At 61.8% G+C, this 16,763-nt stretch carries 13 protein-coding genes; 7 read left to right on the forward strand and 6 right to left on the reverse strand.

Translation table 11 applies throughout. The features are described 5' to 3' along the window. The first annotated feature begins 128 nt into the window (after positions 1-128). Positions 129-2,264 carry a bifunctional lysylphosphatidylglycerol flippase/synthetase MprF gene (locus tag AOT96_RS26300; RefSeq protein ID WP_065352502.1) on the forward strand — a complete coding sequence of 712 codons (2,136 nt, stop codon included), beginning with the start codon at positions 129-131 and terminating at the stop codon, positions 2,262-2,264. A 4-nt stretch (positions 2,265-2,268) separates the two neighbouring features. Continuing rightward, positions 2,269-4,536 carry a DUF2254 family protein gene (locus AOT96_RS26305; protein WP_021333503.1) on the forward strand — a complete coding sequence of 756 codons (2,268 nt, stop codon included), beginning with the start codon at positions 2,269-2,271 and terminating at the stop codon, positions 4,534-4,536. Here AOT96_RS26305 and AOT96_RS26310 read toward each other — a convergent pair. The 5 genes from AOT96_RS26310 to AOT96_RS26330 all read right to left on the reverse strand — a co-directional run bounded on the left by AOT96_RS26310 (position 4,498) and on the right by AOT96_RS26330 (position 10,621). After that, complete coding sequence (locus AOT96_RS26310) at positions 4,498-5,787, reverse strand: alpha/beta hydrolase (RefSeq protein ID WP_042451019.1); 1,290 nt, start codon at positions 5,785-5,787, stop codon at positions 4,498-4,500. The two genes, AOT96_RS26305 and AOT96_RS26310, sit on opposite strands and share 39 nt — an antisense overlap. A gap of 65 nt (positions 5,788-5,852) precedes the next feature. After that, complete coding sequence (gene pepN / locus AOT96_RS26315) at positions 5,853-8,336, reverse strand: aminopeptidase N (RefSeq protein WP_065352503.1); 2,484 nt, start codon at positions 8,334-8,336, stop codon at positions 5,853-5,855. 48 nt (positions 8,337-8,384) lie between these two features. Beyond that, positions 8,385-9,185, reverse strand: a complete 801-nt coding sequence (thiD, locus tag AOT96_RS26320) for a bifunctional hydroxymethylpyrimidine kinase/phosphomethylpyrimidine kinase (RefSeq protein ID WP_003946192.1) — start codon at positions 9,183-9,185, stop codon at positions 8,385-8,387. A gap of 93 nt (positions 9,186-9,278) precedes the next feature. Next, positions 9,279-9,893, reverse strand: a complete 615-nt coding sequence (locus AOT96_RS26325) for a class F sortase (RefSeq protein ID WP_231783390.1) — start codon at positions 9,891-9,893, stop codon at positions 9,279-9,281. Next, positions 9,890-10,621, reverse strand: a complete 732-nt coding sequence (locus AOT96_RS26330) for a hypothetical protein (RefSeq protein ID WP_065352504.1) — start codon at positions 10,619-10,621, stop codon at positions 9,890-9,892. The genes AOT96_RS26325 and AOT96_RS26330 overlap by 4 nt, the downstream gene beginning before the upstream one ends. A gap of 344 nt (positions 10,622-10,965) precedes the next feature. Here AOT96_RS26330 and AOT96_RS26335 point away from each other — a divergent pair, with 344 nt between their 5' ends. Both AOT96_RS26335 and AOT96_RS26340 read left to right on the forward strand, forming a co-directional pair. Further along, on the forward strand, positions 10,966-11,409 hold the full coding sequence (locus AOT96_RS26335) for a DUF7144 family membrane protein (RefSeq protein WP_030537512.1): 444 nt from the start codon (positions 10,966-10,968) through the stop codon (positions 11,407-11,409). 21 nt (positions 11,410-11,430) lie between these two features. After that, positions 11,431-12,252 carry a class II glutamine amidotransferase gene (locus tag AOT96_RS26340; protein ID WP_054187371.1) on the forward strand — a complete coding sequence of 274 codons (822 nt, stop codon included), beginning with the start codon at positions 11,431-11,433 and terminating at the stop codon, positions 12,250-12,252. A gap of 85 nt (positions 12,253-12,337) precedes the next feature. Here AOT96_RS26340 and AOT96_RS26345 read toward each other — a convergent pair whose 3' ends face one another. Then, a complete protein-coding gene (locus AOT96_RS26345) occupies positions 12,338-12,895 on the reverse strand; it encodes a QsdR family transcriptional regulator (protein ID WP_021333511.1) in 558 nt (185 codons plus the stop codon). A gap of 275 nt (positions 12,896-13,170) precedes the next feature. Here AOT96_RS26345 and AOT96_RS26350 point away from each other — a divergent pair, with 275 nt between their 5' ends. The 3 genes from AOT96_RS26350 (at position 13,171) to AOT96_RS26360 (ending at position 16,719) form a co-directional block, all read left to right on the forward strand. Next, a complete protein-coding gene (locus tag AOT96_RS26350) occupies positions 13,171-14,085 on the forward strand; it encodes an ABC transporter ATP-binding protein (RefSeq protein ID WP_231917353.1) in 915 nt (304 codons plus the stop codon). Further along, positions 14,082-15,056, forward strand: coding sequence for an oligopeptide/dipeptide ABC transporter ATP-binding protein (locus AOT96_RS26355; protein ID WP_021333513.1), 975 nt, complete (start codon positions 14,082-14,084; stop codon positions 15,054-15,056). The genes AOT96_RS26350 and AOT96_RS26355 overlap by 4 nt, the downstream gene beginning before the upstream one ends. A gap of 130 nt (positions 15,057-15,186) precedes the next feature. Next, entirely contained in the window at positions 15,187-16,719 is a 1,533-nt protein-coding gene (locus tag AOT96_RS26360) for an ABC transporter substrate-binding protein (protein WP_197523609.1), read from the forward strand. Positions 16,720-16,763: the final 44 nt, after the last annotated feature.

Raw genomic sequence — 16,763 nt, forward strand, 5'->3', positions numbered from 1 at the left:
AGCGCCACGAGACTGAGACCCTCAGCCAGTCTGGTCCATTTTGGCCGCTTCGCCTGATTATCGGTCTGTATTCCTGTCATGCTGAACAGGCAGAATCCACCGTGCGGCATGGCGAGAAGAGAACCTCGATGGCTGAGCAGTCCCAGACCCCCACCCCGCAGACCGACCAGAGCGCGCCGGGCGCGTCGAATCGGGCCTCTCGCTTTGCTTCCGACACGCTGAGCGTCCTGAGGCGCGTGCCGTTCACTTCGATCGTCGTCCTCACCATCACCGTCGTCGGGATCGCGACCGGCGCCCTGTGGAATCACGTCCGTACCTACTCGTGGTTCAACGACATCGCCTACGGAGTTCCTGCCTTGCAGGAAGGCAAGTGGTGGACTCTCGTCACGGGGTGGTTCTTCGGATTGACGCCGGGTCAGTATGTTTCGATCATCGTCGTTTTTGCCTTCGCGGTCGGCTGGTGCGAATGGCGCCTGGGAACCAAGAACGCGGCCATCGTCACGATCAGCGGTCAGTTGGCGGGCGAACTCGGTGCATCGCTCCTCCTCTGGGCGGGCAGCCACACCGACTGGGATTGGGCTCGCAACCTCGCCACCCACCGCGACGTCGGCGTGACCACTGCAATCATCGCCGCACTCGCCGCGACCACAGCAACACTCCGCTCGCCCTGGCGAATGCGAGTCCGCGCCATTCTGTGTGCGTACATTGCGATCGCGTTCCTCTTCGAAGGCCGCCTCGCCGACGTGCAGCACCTCATCGCGGTCGCGATATTCCTGCCGGTGGGCGAGAAGTTCTTCGGCGACGGAGAGCGCGGGTTCATCCCCCGAACGCGACGCGAGATCCGCCTGCTCGGATTCATCGGCCTGCTCCTGATCGGCGTGGTCGAGATCGCCGTCTGGCTGTTCCCCGGAAGCGGACCGTTCGGGCCGACGGAAGCCGAAACCGGTTCGGGCTGGACGGCATTGATCGACGTGGTCATCGTTGCCCTCATCGCGGACCAGTTGCGACGAGGTCGCCGCTGGGCCTGGTGGGTTGCCGTGGTGTTCGGTTCACTGACGGTCTTGGCCACCGCCCTCGTCCTCGTTTCGGTCATCTTCTTCGACTACGAGAGCGCCGGCGCCGTCACGGTCGGTACCGCGCTGCTCTGGCTTCTCGAACTCATCTTGTTGATCAAGGGCCGCCACGCTTTCCACGTACCGATGCGGCGCAAGATTCGAGGCGGGCCGTTGTCCGGGAACGATCCGCGCGCCGCCGCTCGGGAACTGCTCAAACGGCACGGCGGCGGAACCATGTCGTGGATGACGACGTGGGACGGCAACAGTTACTACTTCGGCGAGTCGGGTGAGAGCGTCGTTGCATTCCAACGGCATGTCGGTGTCGTCGTGGTCCTGGCCGATCCGATAGCGAGCCCCGACCGACTTGCCGCAGCGGTGGACGAATTCACGACGATGTCCGAAGCCAACGGCCTCACTCCCTGCTTGTTCTCCGTGGGGAAGGAGACAGCCGATGCCGCCGCCCGGCGTGGCTGGCGCACCGTTCAGGTCGCCGAAGACACGATCGTCGACCTACCAGAACTGCAGTTCACCGGTAAATCCTGGCAGGACATCCGCTCGGCGCTCAACAAGGCCAAGAAGGACGACATCACCTTCCGGATGACAACATTGGCCGACGAGCCGTTCTCCGTATTGGCTCAGGTGCGCGCCATCTCCGAGGAATGGGTGGGCGACAAGGGGCTGCCCGAGATGGGGTTCACCCTCGGAAGCGTCGAGGAGGCGCTCGATCGCGACGTCCGGGTCGGCTTGGCCGTCGACCCGACCGGAAGCATTCACGGCGTCACCTCGTGGTTGCCGGTGTACGGCGAAGGCGGCGTGGTTCAGGGTTGGACACTCGACGTCATGCGTCGACGTCCCGACGGGTTCCGTCCGGTGGTCGAGTTCCTCATCGCATCGTCGGCCCTCGAGTTCAAAGAACAAGGTGCCCAATTCGTCTCACTGTCCGGAGCACCGCTCGCCCGCAGCGACGACGCCGCCGACGCCGCATCGATGGACCGCCTGCTGGACATGCTCGGTGCCGCGATGGAACCGCTCTACGGCTTCCGGTCTCTTCACGCGTTCAAGAAGAAGTTCAAGCCGAGGTACGAACCCGTTTTCCTGTGTTTCCGCGACGAGGCCGACCTGCCTCGGATCGGAATCGCACTGACGCGTGCCTACCTGCCCGACGCAACGGCTCCTCAGCTGATCAAGCTCGCCACCAGCAAGAGTTGACGCCGTGCGGTCCTGGTTCGAGCACACGGTCGTCGACACCGGCAGGCTCCCGCTGTTCTTCCTCCTACTCGCCTTTGTCCTGACGTTCCTGTTCATCCGCTTCAGCGTCCGGATGATCCGGGCCGAGGTCTCGTGGTGGCCAGGCAATGTCACGCCCGGTGGAATGCACATCCACCACATGGTTTTCGGTTTGATGATGATGCTCGTGTCCGGCTTCGCCTTCATCGCTCTGGCCGACTATCACACCCCGATCGCCAATTGTGTTCTCGCGTCGGTGTTCGGTATCGGCAGCGCGTTGGTCCTCGACGAGTACGCGCTCGTGTTGCATCTGCGCGATGTCTACTGGGCCGAGGAAGGTCGCTCGTCCATCGACGCGGTGTTCGTTGCCATCGCGATCTCGTTCCTTTTCCTTCTCGGGGTCCACCCGATCGGGTTCGCGGGAGAGTTCGACCCGTACGAGCAGGACCGGAGCCTGGCGACGTTGATCGGGGTTGTCGTCGCGATCGTGATCCAACTCGGACTAGCCGTGATCACGTTGATGAAGGGCAAACTCTGGACCGGCTTGATCGGGCTGTTCTTCACCCCACTTCTGTTGATCGGAGCAATTCGGTTGAGTCGCCCGGGTGCGCCGTGGGCGCGCTCGCGTTACCGCGACAAGCCGGCGAAGATGAGCCGGGCAGTGGCCCGTGAACAGCGTTATCGCGAGCCGATGATCCACGCGAAGATCTACGTGCAGGAAACGGTGTCGGGAAGTTTCGGTTCCACTCCCCCGCCCCCACCACCGCTCCCCGTCGTCGACACCACAACCCCCACGTCGAAGGTCGGATTGTCGCGGCGGCTCTCGGACAGAATTCGCTGGCGTCGAACTCGCCGACGACTACGAACAGTCCCCGTCTGGCGTCTCCCCGTGATCCTCGTCGTCCTGTCCGTCGTCACCGCGAACATCCTCGTCGGGATCGACGGAGATCTCGTCAGCGACGGCGACGTCGGTACCATTTCCGAGGGCGTGGACGCCGGGGCCACCGCGACGCTGCTCAGCGTCATCGCCGGCGGGATGATCACTCTCACCGGTCTGGTGTTCACCGCCATCACCCTCGCAATGCAGTTCGGCGCATCGCAGATTTCGGTGCGGGTGGTCCCGATGCTTGCGCAACAGCGGGTGATGCGGTGGTCGATCGGCATGTTTCTGGCCACGTTCGTCTTCTCCTTGATCATTGCGCTCGATCTGGCGCTCGATTCGGAGAATTCCTCACCGACCATCTCCACGGCGATCGCACTGCTTCTGGCATTGGCCAGTGCGATCCTGTTCATCGCGTTGGTGGCGAAGGTCGGGTCGATTCTCAATTCCAGTCGGTTGCTGCGTTGGATAGCGGCCCAGGGCCGGAGCGCGACGATTCGTGCCTATCCGCTGTACGAGGACCTGCCCTCTGGCGCACCGAAACCCAGTCAGCCGCTCCCCCTACCCCAACCGCGCGAGTCCGAGAACTCCGAGAGCGCCGACGCACTGGTGATTCGCCTGCGCCACCTCTCACCCGACGGCCGGATTCTGCTGGCGATCGATCTCGCACGACTGCAGCGGTTGGCCGGCCGCTGGGACGTCTCGGTCGAAGTCGTCCCCAGCATCGGCGAGTTCGTCGCCCAGAACGCGCCCCTCTTCGAGGTACGCGGACCCTCGCTGAAGGTACGCCCGGACACCTTGATGTCGTGCTTGATCTTCGGTGACACGCACAGCCCGGTCGTCAGCCCCGGTGCAGCGCTTCAGTCGATCGTGGACATCGCGCTCAAGGCACTGTCACCCGCCATCAACGACCCGGGCCGAGCCGTCCAGGCTCTCGACCACATCGAAGATCTTCTGGTACTTCTCGCCCCGCGGGTCCGATTCGACACATCAACCTCGGATCTCACGCTGATCCGAGGGCAGCAACGCACCTGGACCGATTACGTGTCCGTCGCCACCGACGAGATCCGGCACTTCAGTACCAATTCCGCGCAGGTCCAGCGCCGTCTACGCGCGGTATTCGCGACCTTGCTCGAAGCCTGCCCGCCGGACCAGCACCCTCCGCTACTCGAGCGCGTCGACGCACTCGATGCGCAATTGACCCGAGAATGGACCGGCGCACTCGACCTTCGGCTCGCGAGTGTGGCGGATCCGCAGGGATTGGGCTCCGAAGCCGGGGCGACCGGAAGAATTCACCCGCTGATCATCGGGTCTTCGGAACTTCCGGACGATCGTTCATCCGGGCAGGCCGAGTCGCGTTCCCAGCCAACCTAATTGACTCGCCAATCCAGCCGACCACACTTGGAAGCTGTGTCCTCCGTCGACCTCGGCGTATTGGACGTCCATCCCTGCGGCTTTTGCGGCTTCGTAGAGCGTTTGAAGACCTGGGCGGTAGTCGTTGTCCTGCTTGCCGACCACGAACACCCCGGCGCTGTCGGGGAACTTCTTCTCCCGGAGCAGATCCTGCGGATTCACTGCCACGAACGCGGCTTCATTGCCGCCGAACGCTGCATCGACCGTCTGCTTGCGATCGCCGAGTGTGGGTTCGATCTGACCGGACAGATCCAGGAACGTCGGATAGACCGCGGGGAAGTTCGTTGCCATCTGGAACGCGCAGGTGCCGCCGTAGGAAAGTCCCCCGATCGCCCACTTCCTCGGGTCGGGATCCACCTGGAGGTTCCCGCGCACCCAGTCGGGAACATCGCGCGAAAGGTACGTCGCGACGTTCCCGAGTTGGGAATCGACGCAGAGCGGATTCGCCAGTTCCGACCCGGTCCCGTCAGCAACGACGACAACGGGAGCCAAGCCCGAATGCGCAGCGGCGTAGGTGTCCATGGTCTGGACGAGACGTCCGCCCTGTAGCCAGTCCTCGGGCGCGCCTGGTTGGCCGGCTAGCAGGACCAACACGGGCAACTCCGGTCGTGGGTTGGTGAAATACGCGGGCGGTAGGTAGATCTCGGCGTCGCGGGCGCTGAATCCGGAGACCGTCCCCGCAATCGTGACCGTGCTGACCTTGCCCGCCGACGGCATGTCCGTGGGAGCCTTCCATTGCGAAACCGGTACCGCCCCGTCCTTGCCGTCGTCCAGGTCTGCGAGTGAAACCTTCTCCGCGTCCGAGAGTCCCAGCGCTGTTCCCAACGTCGGATACGACTGGAACTGCAGATTCACGTGAGCCGCGCTCGACACGACCACCAGGAGCACGGAGACCACGGTGAGCACGCGACCGTCGATCCGCGTCGCCGCAAATACCCGCGAAACACCCAGCAGCACGCCGAGAATGCCCAACCCGATCCACACGTAGACCGGACGGGCAATCGGATCGGGGAACGGGTGCCACACCTTCTCGATCAGCCAGTACAGCACGAGAGTGATCGCGATTGCCGCGACGATGCAGACCGGAATCGAGATCAGGACGTGACGCCTCGATCTCGAGAAGATCAGCCACAGAAGTGCCAGAATTCCGAGCACCGTCACCACGGGCGGAACCGGGCCCGTGACCAGCGACAGATCCGTGATCGTGTGCACGTCGTCTCCCGTCGCAGCCCTGTTTAGACAATATCCAAGAACAGGACATTTCGGAGCTGATGGCGTCAGATCACCGCGTTCGACGCCTGGGCACGTAGGTCTCGGGCCAGGTGATCCCGACGCTCGAGAACAAGCCTCCGCAGCGACGCGGGCGCCTCCGCATTGGCCTGGATCCAGGAATCGACAGCAGAGGTGTCTTCAGCTGCCGGGAAGAGTCCGTTCACCAACCGTCGGGCGATCTCGATGCTGCGTTCGGACCACCACTTCCCCAGGGACGAGAAGTACTCTGCCGCATATCCCTCGATCAACGACGGGTCCGTGCCCGAACGGAATCCGGCGATCGTCGCATCCAGGCGGTCGTTCGAGAGTGAGCCGTCAGTGGTCGCCGACGCCCAGGCAGCCGCCTTGGTCTCGGCATCGGGAATCGACGCCGCGGCGCGGACGTACGCCGTTCGACCCGCTGACGTGCTGTCCTTGCTCAGCTCACCATCGAAGTCGCTCACACTCGCATGGCCGGTCGCCGACAGGGCGATCCACAATGCCCACCGCAGATCAGGATCGAGAGCCAGTCCGACCGGCCCCGGGCAGGTGCCGTCGAGTATCGACCGCACCTCGTCGGCGCGAGCATCGTTGACCGCTGCAGCGGCCGACAGAGCCCGTGCCCATGCCAGCTGTCTTCCGGACTCCGGTTCGGCTTCGAACACCGCCTTCCAGGTCGTTTCCAACCAGCCTGCACTTACATTGGGCCGCAAGCTTTTCGGAACGTAGTGAAGAACCGCGTATTGGGCATCGGTCAGGATCGAGCTGAGAATCGCAAGATCTGTCTCCGCGGGAGCGAATCGTTCCACCATGTCGAGGTACCGGAACACCGAGAGCTGCGCATCACGCACCGAGTTCCACAGCGACGACCAGATCACCCCGCGCGCAAGCGGATCGCTCACGCGGTCCAGGGATGCCTCGACAGTGGACAGAGATTCCGCGTCCAATCGCACCTTGGCGTAGGTGAGGTCTTCGTCGTTGAGCAGTGTGAGTGCTCCGGGCGGAAGGTCGACCGACGTGCGTGATTCGGTGATGTCGAGTTCGACGCGTTCGGTGCGAACAAGATCTCCGGACTCGTTGTAGTCGTAGATTCCGACTGCGAGCCGATGCGGCCTCGGGTCCGTCTGGACCAGGTCTGTTCCGTCGAGCGACAGCGTGGACACTCCGGTGGTCTGCAACCAGATTCGGGCCCATTCGCGCACATCACGTCCGGAAGTCTCCGCGAGCACGTCGAGCAGATCAACAAGCGTGGTATTTCCGTACGCGTGAGCCTTGAAGTACCGGCGTGCCGCTTCGAAGAACGCGTCACGCCCGACGAACGCCACAAGTTGTTTGAGGACACTGGCGCCCTTGGCGTAGGTGATTCCGTCGAAGTTAAGCTTCGCAGCTTCGAGATCGACGATGTCGGCGACGATGGGATGAGTTGTCGGCAGCTGATCTTGGAGGTACGCCCACGCTTTTCGCTTGATGGCGAATGCCACCCAGGCATCGGTGAAGCGAGTGGCTTCGGCGCTGACCAGCGATCCCATGAAATCGGCAAAAGATTCCTTGAGCCACAGGTCGTCCCACCAGACCATGGTCACGAGATCGCCGAACCACATGTGCGCCATTTCGTGCAGGATCGTGTTGGCGCGGCGCTGATGCTGCTCGTCGGTTGCGGAGCCGCGGAACACGTATGCCTCGGTGAAGGTCACCAGTCCCGGGTTCTCCATGGCGCCGAGGTTGTACTCGGGGACGAAGATCTGGTCGTACTTGCCGAACGGATACGGATAGTCGAAGTGCTCGGCGTAGAAGTCCAGCCCCTGACGGGTGATGTCGAAAACGTTGTCTGCATCGAGGTGTGGAGCCAACGACGCCCGGCACAGCGCACCCAACTCGACAGTGAGTTCGCCGCGACTCCACGACGACGCCACGCGGTGATACGGCCCGGCCGCGATCGCGGTGATGTAGGTCGAGATCGGCAGCGTCGGGGCGAAAGTGACGCGTTGTGCACCGTCCACGGAGAGAGTCTGGGTCGCGGGCTGATTCGACAGGACTTCCCAGCCGTCAGGTGCTGTCACCTCGAACGTGAAGGGCGCCTTGAGGTCCGGCTGCTCGAAGCAGGCGAAAACACGCCTGGCATCGGCAGGCTCGTATTGCGTGTACAGATACGTCTGATCGTCAGCGTCGTCGACAAATCGGTGCAGCCCTTCACCGGAACGGCTGTAGTTGCCGTGAGCTGCCACCCGAACGACGTTCGATCCGCCGAGTCCGCGCAGCACGATCCGGGATCCGTCGTACTCCACCGGAATCGACGCACCGTCGACGTCCACGGAATCGACTGCAGCACCGATGAAATCGAGCCACGTGGACTCCACCGAGGACGTCAGATCAATTGTCGTGACCGTCGAAAAGGTCTTCACGGCGGAGTCGACCGCCGATCGCAGATCCAACTCCACCCGGTAACCGGCGACGGAGATGGCTCGAGATCGTTCGGCGACTTCGCTTCGATTCAGGTTCGCAGTACTCACGCACTCGATCCTGCCAGGCCGCGCGCGGCGATGTGAGCCGCCGTGCGCCTATCCCTTGAACGCGCCCTGCCAGACGGTGTCGAACGGCGTGTGTGCCGAGACGCGGCCTTCGATGCCCGCCGTGACGAACTTCTTTGCCAGAGCGACGGCTTCTCCCACGTCGGCGCCTTTTGCCAGCTCCGCGGTCACTGCGGCGGCCAGCGTGCAACCGGCACCCGAGACGCGCTCTTCGCCGACCTTGGGGGCGGAGAGAACAGTCACGTCGGTCCCGTCGAACAACACGTCGACGGCGTCGCCACCGGCGAGTTCGACACCGCCCTTTGCGAGCACGTACTTGGGTCCGAGATCATGGATACGACGTGCGGCCTCGATGAGGTCGTCGACGCTTTCGATGCTGTCCATTCCGGCGAGGGTGCGTGCCTCGAACAGGTTGGGTGTGACGACGGTGGCGAGCGGGAGGATCGAATCACGAAGTGCTGTATCGGTATCGAGAGCCGCACCGGGCTCCTGGCCCTTGCAGATCAGGACCGGGTCGAGGACGACGTGGCGCCAGGACTGCCGACGCAGGCCCTCTGCCACAACCTCGATGGTGGCGGGCGTGCCCAACATGCCGATCTTGACGACGTCCAGATCGTGAGCCGCAGTGGCAGCCTCGATCTGATCAGCGATCACGTCAGGAGCGATCGGTACGAAGCGATGACCCCAGTTGTTCTTGGGATCGAACGAGACGATACATGTGGTGGTCGCTACGCCGTAGACGTCCAATGCCTGGAACGTCTTCAGGTCGACCTGCAGGCCGGCACCGCCAGTCGCTTCGGACCCAGCGATGACATAGGCGAGGTCAACCACAGCACAATCTCCTTCTTCGGACTTTTGAAACGTGCGTGGATGGCCACGAACGCGGGACCCAGTTTATCAACCGTTCCGACGTCTGGTTTTCGGCTATGCGGGCACCGGAGTTCCCCACGCGACGTCGTTGTCCTCGTATCCGAACGGCGGACCGACGAACTCGCCGCCGCAGGTGATCAGCGCGAGGGTTTCGGGTCCGTCGAGGCTGTTCAATCGCTCGACCGGCAGCTCGCCGTCCTTGCTGTAGTGATCGACCGCATCGATACGGTAGTTCCAGGTCTGTCCCCCGGCGCCCGCCACGGTCACGACCGAGCCGATTTCCAGTGTCGAGAACTTCTTTCCGAAACCGTCACCCTGATAGATGTCGTTGATGTGTCCGGTGATCACCACGGTGCCCGCGCCGGAGCCGGGAAATGCCGAATCTGCCCACCATCCGATCTCACTGACATCCTCGGGCGGAATGAGCGAGCCGTCCGTCGTCGTCTTGATCGGCAGGATGTCAGCGGTGCTGTTGCCTGTGCGCAGCGTGGTCGGGACATCCGGACCGTCGACCACCGCGCGAATCTCTGGCGGCAAATCTTGTTGGCCGGTCGCGAGGACGCGGGTCGGCGAGTCACCGTCGTCGGAACATCCGCCGATCAAGAGCATCGTCGCAACTACTGCAGCGGCCCACGTTCGGCTGGCCGTGGATCCAGGTGCCGCTGTCACGGACGAGAAGTCGGGCCGGACGGAATCTGGGAAATTGGTACTCGGTTTCCGACGTCACGACCGGGAAGTGCGTCACCGGAATCCCCACCGTTCCCACCGGAACCGTCACCACCGCCGTTCCCGCCACCGCTTCCATTCCCGCCGCCGCCGGGGCCCGGGCCGGGGCCGGGGCATTCACCTCCCGGATCGGTGGTGTCGCCGCTCAAAACGATCTTGACCGCAGAGAGGTTGACTGTCCGATTCTGGGCTACCTGGCCCGGAGTTGTGACGTCGAAGGCGAGCTTGGCACGTACGGGGATGACCGAACCGTCGTCAGCGTCGGTGACCGTTGATCCTGACCGGCCGAGATCTTGGGTCAACGTCATTCTGGAGATCAAATCCTGATCTCCGGTCAAGCCGGCGCCGTCGATCCGAAGGGTCCCTCGGACGGGACTTCCGTGGGCTCTGATCGTCACCGATGCGCGGAACTCGAGGATGTCTCCCGGCACTGTCCGCCACGCCTCGATCGAGTTGATTTTCGTTCCAGGCGATCCAGTCGAGATGTCGTACCAACCGTCGATCACGGCCGGATCGAGTGACATCGAATTTTCGTTGATTTCCGAGTTGCACGCGCGGGTGAGCGAAACGGGGGCAGCCGATCCCACTGCGGGGAGTGCTGTCGACACAACGGTCGCCAAGACGAAGGCCGTCGCGGTGATGCCCGCGGTACGCCTGCCGAAGATCGTCATTCTCTCGCTACCTTTTTTCCGCGGACCGTAGCTTCCGGTCAATTCAGTCAAAATACCAGTACAGCTGGACAAATAGGTCGAATTCCGTGCCGAATTCTTCTTGTTTTCTGTGAACTTCGGTTACGAGCAATTTCTCCGCACACGCGTTCCGACAAGGGGTCCATCGGATCAACAGGGGTCAGAAGTTACATTTCGCCCGCACATCGGAGCAGATCGCACTGATTTCTCACCGCATTGGACAGGTATTTCCGTTTCATAGCGGTCAGCCGGTGGAACAACGATCACTACAACGAGCGTGCCGGGCACGTGTCCGGTCGCCCCCCACCGAATCAAGGGAAACCGTCATGTCGGATACAACATCAGTCAAGCAGGGTTTCGCGGTAGGAACATCGATCGGGGCAGCCGTCATCTTGGTGACGGTCGGCATCGTGCAGTTCTTCCAAGGACTCGCTGCCGTCGCCGAAAACGAAGTGTTCGTAGTCGGGATCGACTACGTCTATCAGTTCGACCTGACGACGTGGGGTTGGATCCATCTCGTGTTGGGCGCGCTCGTCGCTCTCGTCGGGCTTGCACTGTTCACCGGAGCGGCCTGGGCGCGGGTGTCGGCAGTGGTGATCTGCGCGATCTCGATCATCGCGAACTTCTTGTGGCTGCCGTACTACCCCTGGTGGTCGACTCTCATCATCGCGCTGAACATCGTCGTGATCTGGGCTGTGTCGACATGGAAGCCCACCCAGACGACGCATGCCGCTGCGCATGCACCGTCAACGCCGACTCGATCTGCTTGAGTTGAAAGTATGTGTAGGTGGATGGCGTATTCCGGAGAGCCGATACTGGCCCATGACTTGCTGTTCAGGCCACAGCACTCGCTGATCGACCAGAGCCTGCATTCTCAACTCGGGGCCACGACGACAAATGGCGACGGCTTCGGAATCGGCTGGTACGGGGAAGGCCTCCAACCGGCAGTTTTCAAGAGCATCGAACCCGCGTGGAACGACTCGAACCTGCGCGAAGTCACCTCCCAATTGCGCACCCCTCTGCTGTTCGCTCACATCCGCGCCTCGACGGGAACTGCAGTGCAGCGCAGCAACTGTCACCCGTTCCGGCACCGGCAATGGTTGTGGATGCACAACGGTTCACTACACGGATTCCACGACATGAAACGGGAATTGGTGACTGCCATTGATCCGTCGCTCTTTCCGGATCTCGAAGGATCGACGGACTCGGAAACCTTGTTCTTCCTCGCGCTGACGTTCGGCCTGACCGACGATCCGTTCGAAGGTGTCGCGAGGGCCGTCGGATTCGTCGAGCACACGGCCCGCTCGCAGGGAATCGACAATCCGGTTCAGATGACCGTCGCCACGTCGGATGGCATCTCCACCTGGATCTTTCGCTATTCCAGCGAGCACCAGTCGAGGTCGTTGTTCTTCTCCACCGAGATTTCCACGTTGCGCAAGCTCCATCCTGAGGTGGATGCCCTGCACCATCTGAGTGAGGAGACCCGAATCGTCGTCTCCGAGCCTCTACGTGACCTTCCCGGCGCCTGGAACAAGGTTCCCGAATCCGTCGCAGGCGTCATCCGGCCCGGACGGGACGAGATGCGGAGCTTTGTGCCGATCCCACCAGCCTGATTGGGTCATACAACCAGGCATAGCTATGAAATAGCTTGCATTCGAAGCGCTTTCACGAAAACTGAGACAACGGAAACTCGGCACACTAGTCACGCGAGAGGATGAGCCGGAACGCCAAGCGAGCCTTCTCCGTATCCGGAGTGCCACCAGTGAGCAAATCGTTGTAGATGAACGACTCACCCACGCGAACCAGCAGATATGCCATGTCCTCGACGGGCAGGTCTGGCCGAATCTGCTCCGGTATTTCAGCTTCGATCAGCCTTCGCACGGATTCGACCATCGTGCCCTGAATCGGCCCCAGTCCAGTTGTGAGTATGCACAACGCCTTTTGCGGTTCCCGAGTCAAATACGTCCGGAAGAATTCGGTCTCGATTGTCGCCCGTGCATGGTAAGTGAGGACGTCGACAACCCTTGACGCTCCGCTTCCACCGCACTCCTCGAGGCCCATTCGCCACGTTCGGCGCGCCAGCGAATCGAGCACGTCACCGGTAATTGTGTCGCGATTCCCTGCACGCCGGAACAAGGTGGTCCGATCCACCCCCAACTCGGTGGCCAAAGCGTTCACATCGAGCGGTTTTCCGGCTGCGAACTGTCGTCGGGCGGCACTCAACGCTTCCGCGCGGATGTCACGTGTCTCGGCCATGGAGTGAATGTATCGCTGACGACGTGCTGGTCGGTAGCCGGAGGCGATCAGACGGCGCCATCGACGGCAATCGTTGCAACATTCATTGACTTTGTTGCAGGTGAGTGTTTATTGTTCCCCGGTACGTGATTCCAGTCACAACAGTTCAGTTGTTTACGGAGGAATGCGATGAACGATCACACGTGGACGACCCGACGATGAGCCCACTTCTGCAAGTACGAGACCTCACGGTTGACATTGGGACAGAATCGATTTCGAACAGACTCCTCGACCGCGTGAGCTTCGAGTTGGGGTCGGGCGAAATCACCGGCCTCGTAGGAGAGAGCGGGAGCGGAAAGACACTGACCGGACTCGCTCTGCTCGGTCTCTTGCCCCGTACGGCAACAACCAGCGGAAGCATCCGTTTGGAAGGACAGGAACTTGTGGGTCTGCCCGCCGCCGAGTTGAGGAAAATACGCGGTCGCGACGTCAGTATGGTCTTCCAGGACCCGAGTTCGGCTCTCAACCCCTCCGTCAGCATCGGTCGCCAGATCGTCGATGTGTTGAAGGCCCACCGCGACATCACGAAAGTCGATGCGGAGGACGTGGCTACAGATCTTCTCCACCAGGTCGGTCTGGCCGACCCGAGCAGAACCTTGAAGTCGTTCGGGTACGAGCTTTCCGGCGGGATGTGTCAGCGGGTGATGATCGCGATGGCCCTGGCATGCGGTCCGAAGTTGCTGATCGCGGACGAACCGACAACAGCGCTCGACGTCACCATCCAAGCTCAGATTGTCGATCTCCTTCGAGAACTGGCCGAACAGCGCGATCTTGCCGTGTTGTTGATCAGTCACGACCTCGCGGTTGTCGCCGAGGTCGCGGATCGAGTCATCACCATGTTTCGCGGCGAGATCGTCGACGTCGCGCCACGAGACGTGCTGCTTCGGCGGCCCGCGCATCCCTACACGTTCAGCCTTCTCGAGGCGGCACGCTCGACATTCGAAGAAGTCTCCTCCCAATCGCCCAAGGCGCGAGGCGATTTCACCACCAAAGCCCCTGCTGACGGCGTGGGTTGCCGATACGTCGCCCGGTGCAACTACTCCGAGGAGCTCTGCATATCCGATCATCCACTTCTGATCGGATCACCGGAATCGGCAACAAGATGTCACCGCAGCGACGAACTCGAGTTGCTCGGACTGGTGAGCTTATGAGCAACACCGACGTCATCGTCGACGTTAGGAATCTGGCAGTCGAGTACGGACGCGGACGCAAAGCTCTTCGCGCGGTCGACGACGTCAGCTTCTCCGTACAGAGGGGCGAAACCCTTGCGATAATCGGTGAATCAGGATCGGGAAAATCCTCGACGGCTCACGCTCTCGCGGGTCTGGTGGCTACGGCCGCAGGCTCCATCACTATGAATCTCGACGACCCGGCGTTCGGCAAGGGTGGATCTTCCCATCTCATTTTTCAAAACCCTACGTCGGCCTTGAACAATCGGATGGCCTCATGGGCTTGCGTAGCCGAGCCGATGGCGCCAGGGCGTCTGCGCATCCCACAGTCCTTGCGGCCGAAAGCCGTCGAGCTGTTGCGTCGGGTCGGTCTCGGCGCTGAGCTTGCCGACCGCCTCCCGACCCAGCTCTCCGGTGGCCAACGCCAACGCGTGACCATCGCTCGTGCACTTGCCTCCAAGGCGCCACTGATTCTCTGCGACGAACCTGTTGCCTCCCTGGATGTTTCGCTTCAGGAAGAGGTGTTGCAACTTCTTGCCGATCTCCGAGAAGAACATGACCTCACGTACATCTTCATTTCGCACGATTTGGGTTCGGTGGCACGGATCGCCGATCGCGTCGCGGTGATGTACCTCGGCCGAATCGTCGAGATCGGACCGGTTGCCACGGTCCTGAGGACTCCATCGCACCCCTACACGCAGGCGCTTCTCGCCGCGGCCCCGCACATCGAACTCGAGCGGCGCAGTCGTCGGAAAGCATTGGTGCGGGGCGAGTTACCCGACCCACGGAATCCACCCTCGGGTTGTCGATTCCGCACCCGCTGCCCGTTTGCGATGGATCGCTGTGCGTCGGAAGCGCCGTCACTTCGCGCGGCCTCGAATTCCGCACACAGCTCCGCCTGCCATCTATCGTCCCCGGCCACATCGACCGGAATCTCCAACCCGCCGCAGTAAATGCGTGCCGCGTCAGTCTCCCCCTTCCGAGAAGACCAAAGCGAAAGTCCACCATATGAATCCGCGTCTGTCTTTGCGATCCCGATATCCGATCACACGCTTCCAGAATCATGGGAAAAGTGGCCCACGTGTGCTGGTAGCTGCGTTTGCACTTTCTGCTCTTGTGCTCAGCGGCTGTTCGAGCAGCGCCACCGGTACCGCCGGCGATACCGGACCTGCCGATCCGAACGCCGAACTCAAGGTCGCGACATCGCACGTGCCCGCCTCGCTCGACCCGTGTGCGGGAAACATCGGATACGACATCGACTACTTACAGTTGATGTATGCACCACTGATCGATGCGGAACCTGCCACCCAGAAGTTGCGGCCCGGAATCGCCAGCGAGTGGGGCTTCTCCGGACCGGACAACCTGACGTTCGAGATGACGTTGCAGAACGGCTTGACCTTCCACGACGGTACAGCTGTCGATGCAGCAGCCGTCAAGGCAAGCATGGAACACTGCTTGAGTCTCGGAATCGTTTCCGTCCCGACGATCAAGAGCATCGAAGCAACGTCCCCAGATCGCGTCACGATCTCGTTGAGTTCACCTACCTCCAGTTTACCAGGCTGGCTCAACGGCAGATTGGGAATGGTGGTCTCCCCCACTGCGCTGGCAGCAGCAGGGGCAGACTTCGCCAACAAGCCTGTAGGCGCAGGGCCGTACACATTCACCAGCGCAGTCCCGAACAGTTCATACACATTCAGTCGATTCGACGATTACAAACCGGCAGGTCCACCCAGCCCCCAGCTCGCCAAGATCCAGATCCAGGTGATCTCCAATCCCACAGCGCTGACAAATGCCCTGACATCGAACGCTGCGGATTTTGCATACGGGCTCACACCGTCGAGTGCTCCGATCCTCGAACGGAATCCCAACCTGAACGTCAGTCACGACCCGAGACTCGGAGTTGCGCTCGTCGTGATCAACAACAAGAACCCTGTGGTTAACGACGTCCGGGTTCGTCTGGCGATGCAGTATGCGCTCGACCGCAAGGCAATTGCGCGAGCCGCGCTGGACAGCTCGGAAGGAACTGCGGCGTTCGGTCAATATCCTCCCGGTTCGCAGTTCTACGACGAGGAAACCGAAGATGCATGGCCGTACGACCCGGAGAAGGCCAAATCGCTGCTAGCGGAGGCGGGGTATCCGAATGGGGTCACCGTGCGCGGACTAGCAGGCAACCTACCGCCGTACTCGACCAACGCGGTCCTTGTCGGAGAACAATGGGAGAAAGTCGGCATCAAGGTCGACTTCGTCGAAATGAGTGGACCTCAGGCGATTACGGAGTTCGTCGCACACAACAGCGCGGACGTCTTCAGCGTGGGATGGCCCACGCGAGCATCCGCACCGCTCAATTTCGAAGCCTCTCTGGGTTCGCGATCGTACTTCCGGCAGAATTCCGTCCCCAACGAGGAGTTGGAGAAGCTGATCGCACTGCTGAACAACACGTATGACGAAACCGCTCAGCTCGACATCGTCAAACAGATCAATCAAGTCGTGATCAAGTCCGCTGAGTACGTACCGTTGTACTTCACTCCCGACGTGGTCGCCTACACGAAGAACGTCCACGGGGCCGTTCCCGCACTGAACGGCTCCCCCAATCTGACGTACCTCTCGAAGTCATGACGACAACCGTTGTATCGCAAGAGAATTCGTTGGCCCCCGAGCCT

The sequence above is a fragment of the Rhodococcus sp. 008 genome (assembly GCF_001682295.1).
In the GTDB taxonomy this organism is placed as follows: Bacteria; Actinomycetota; Actinomycetes; order Mycobacteriales; family Mycobacteriaceae; genus Rhodococcus_F; species Rhodococcus_F qingshengii.

Coding starts and splice junctions, on each gene's coding strand:
- AOT96_RS26340 (WP_054187371.1), top strand. CDS start 11,431: ATGGCGTATTCCGGAGAGCCGATACTGGCCCATGACTTGCTGTTCAGG.
- AOT96_RS26355 (WP_021333513.1), top strand. CDS start 14,082: ATGAGCAACACCGACGTCATCGTCGACGTTAGGAATCTGGCAGTCGAG.
- AOT96_RS26335 (WP_030537512.1), top strand. CDS start 10,966: ATGTCGGATACAACATCAGTCAAGCAGGGTTTCGCGGTAGGAACATCG.
- AOT96_RS26330 (WP_065352504.1), bottom strand. CDS start 10,621: ATGACGATCTTCGGCAGGCGTACCGCGGGCATCACCGCGACGGCCTTC.
- AOT96_RS26300 (WP_065352502.1), top strand. CDS start 129: ATGGCTGAGCAGTCCCAGACCCCCACCCCGCAGACCGACCAGAGCGCG.
- AOT96_RS26345 (WP_021333511.1), bottom strand. CDS start 12,895: ATGGCCGAGACACGTGACATCCGCGCGGAAGCGTTGAGTGCCGCCCGA.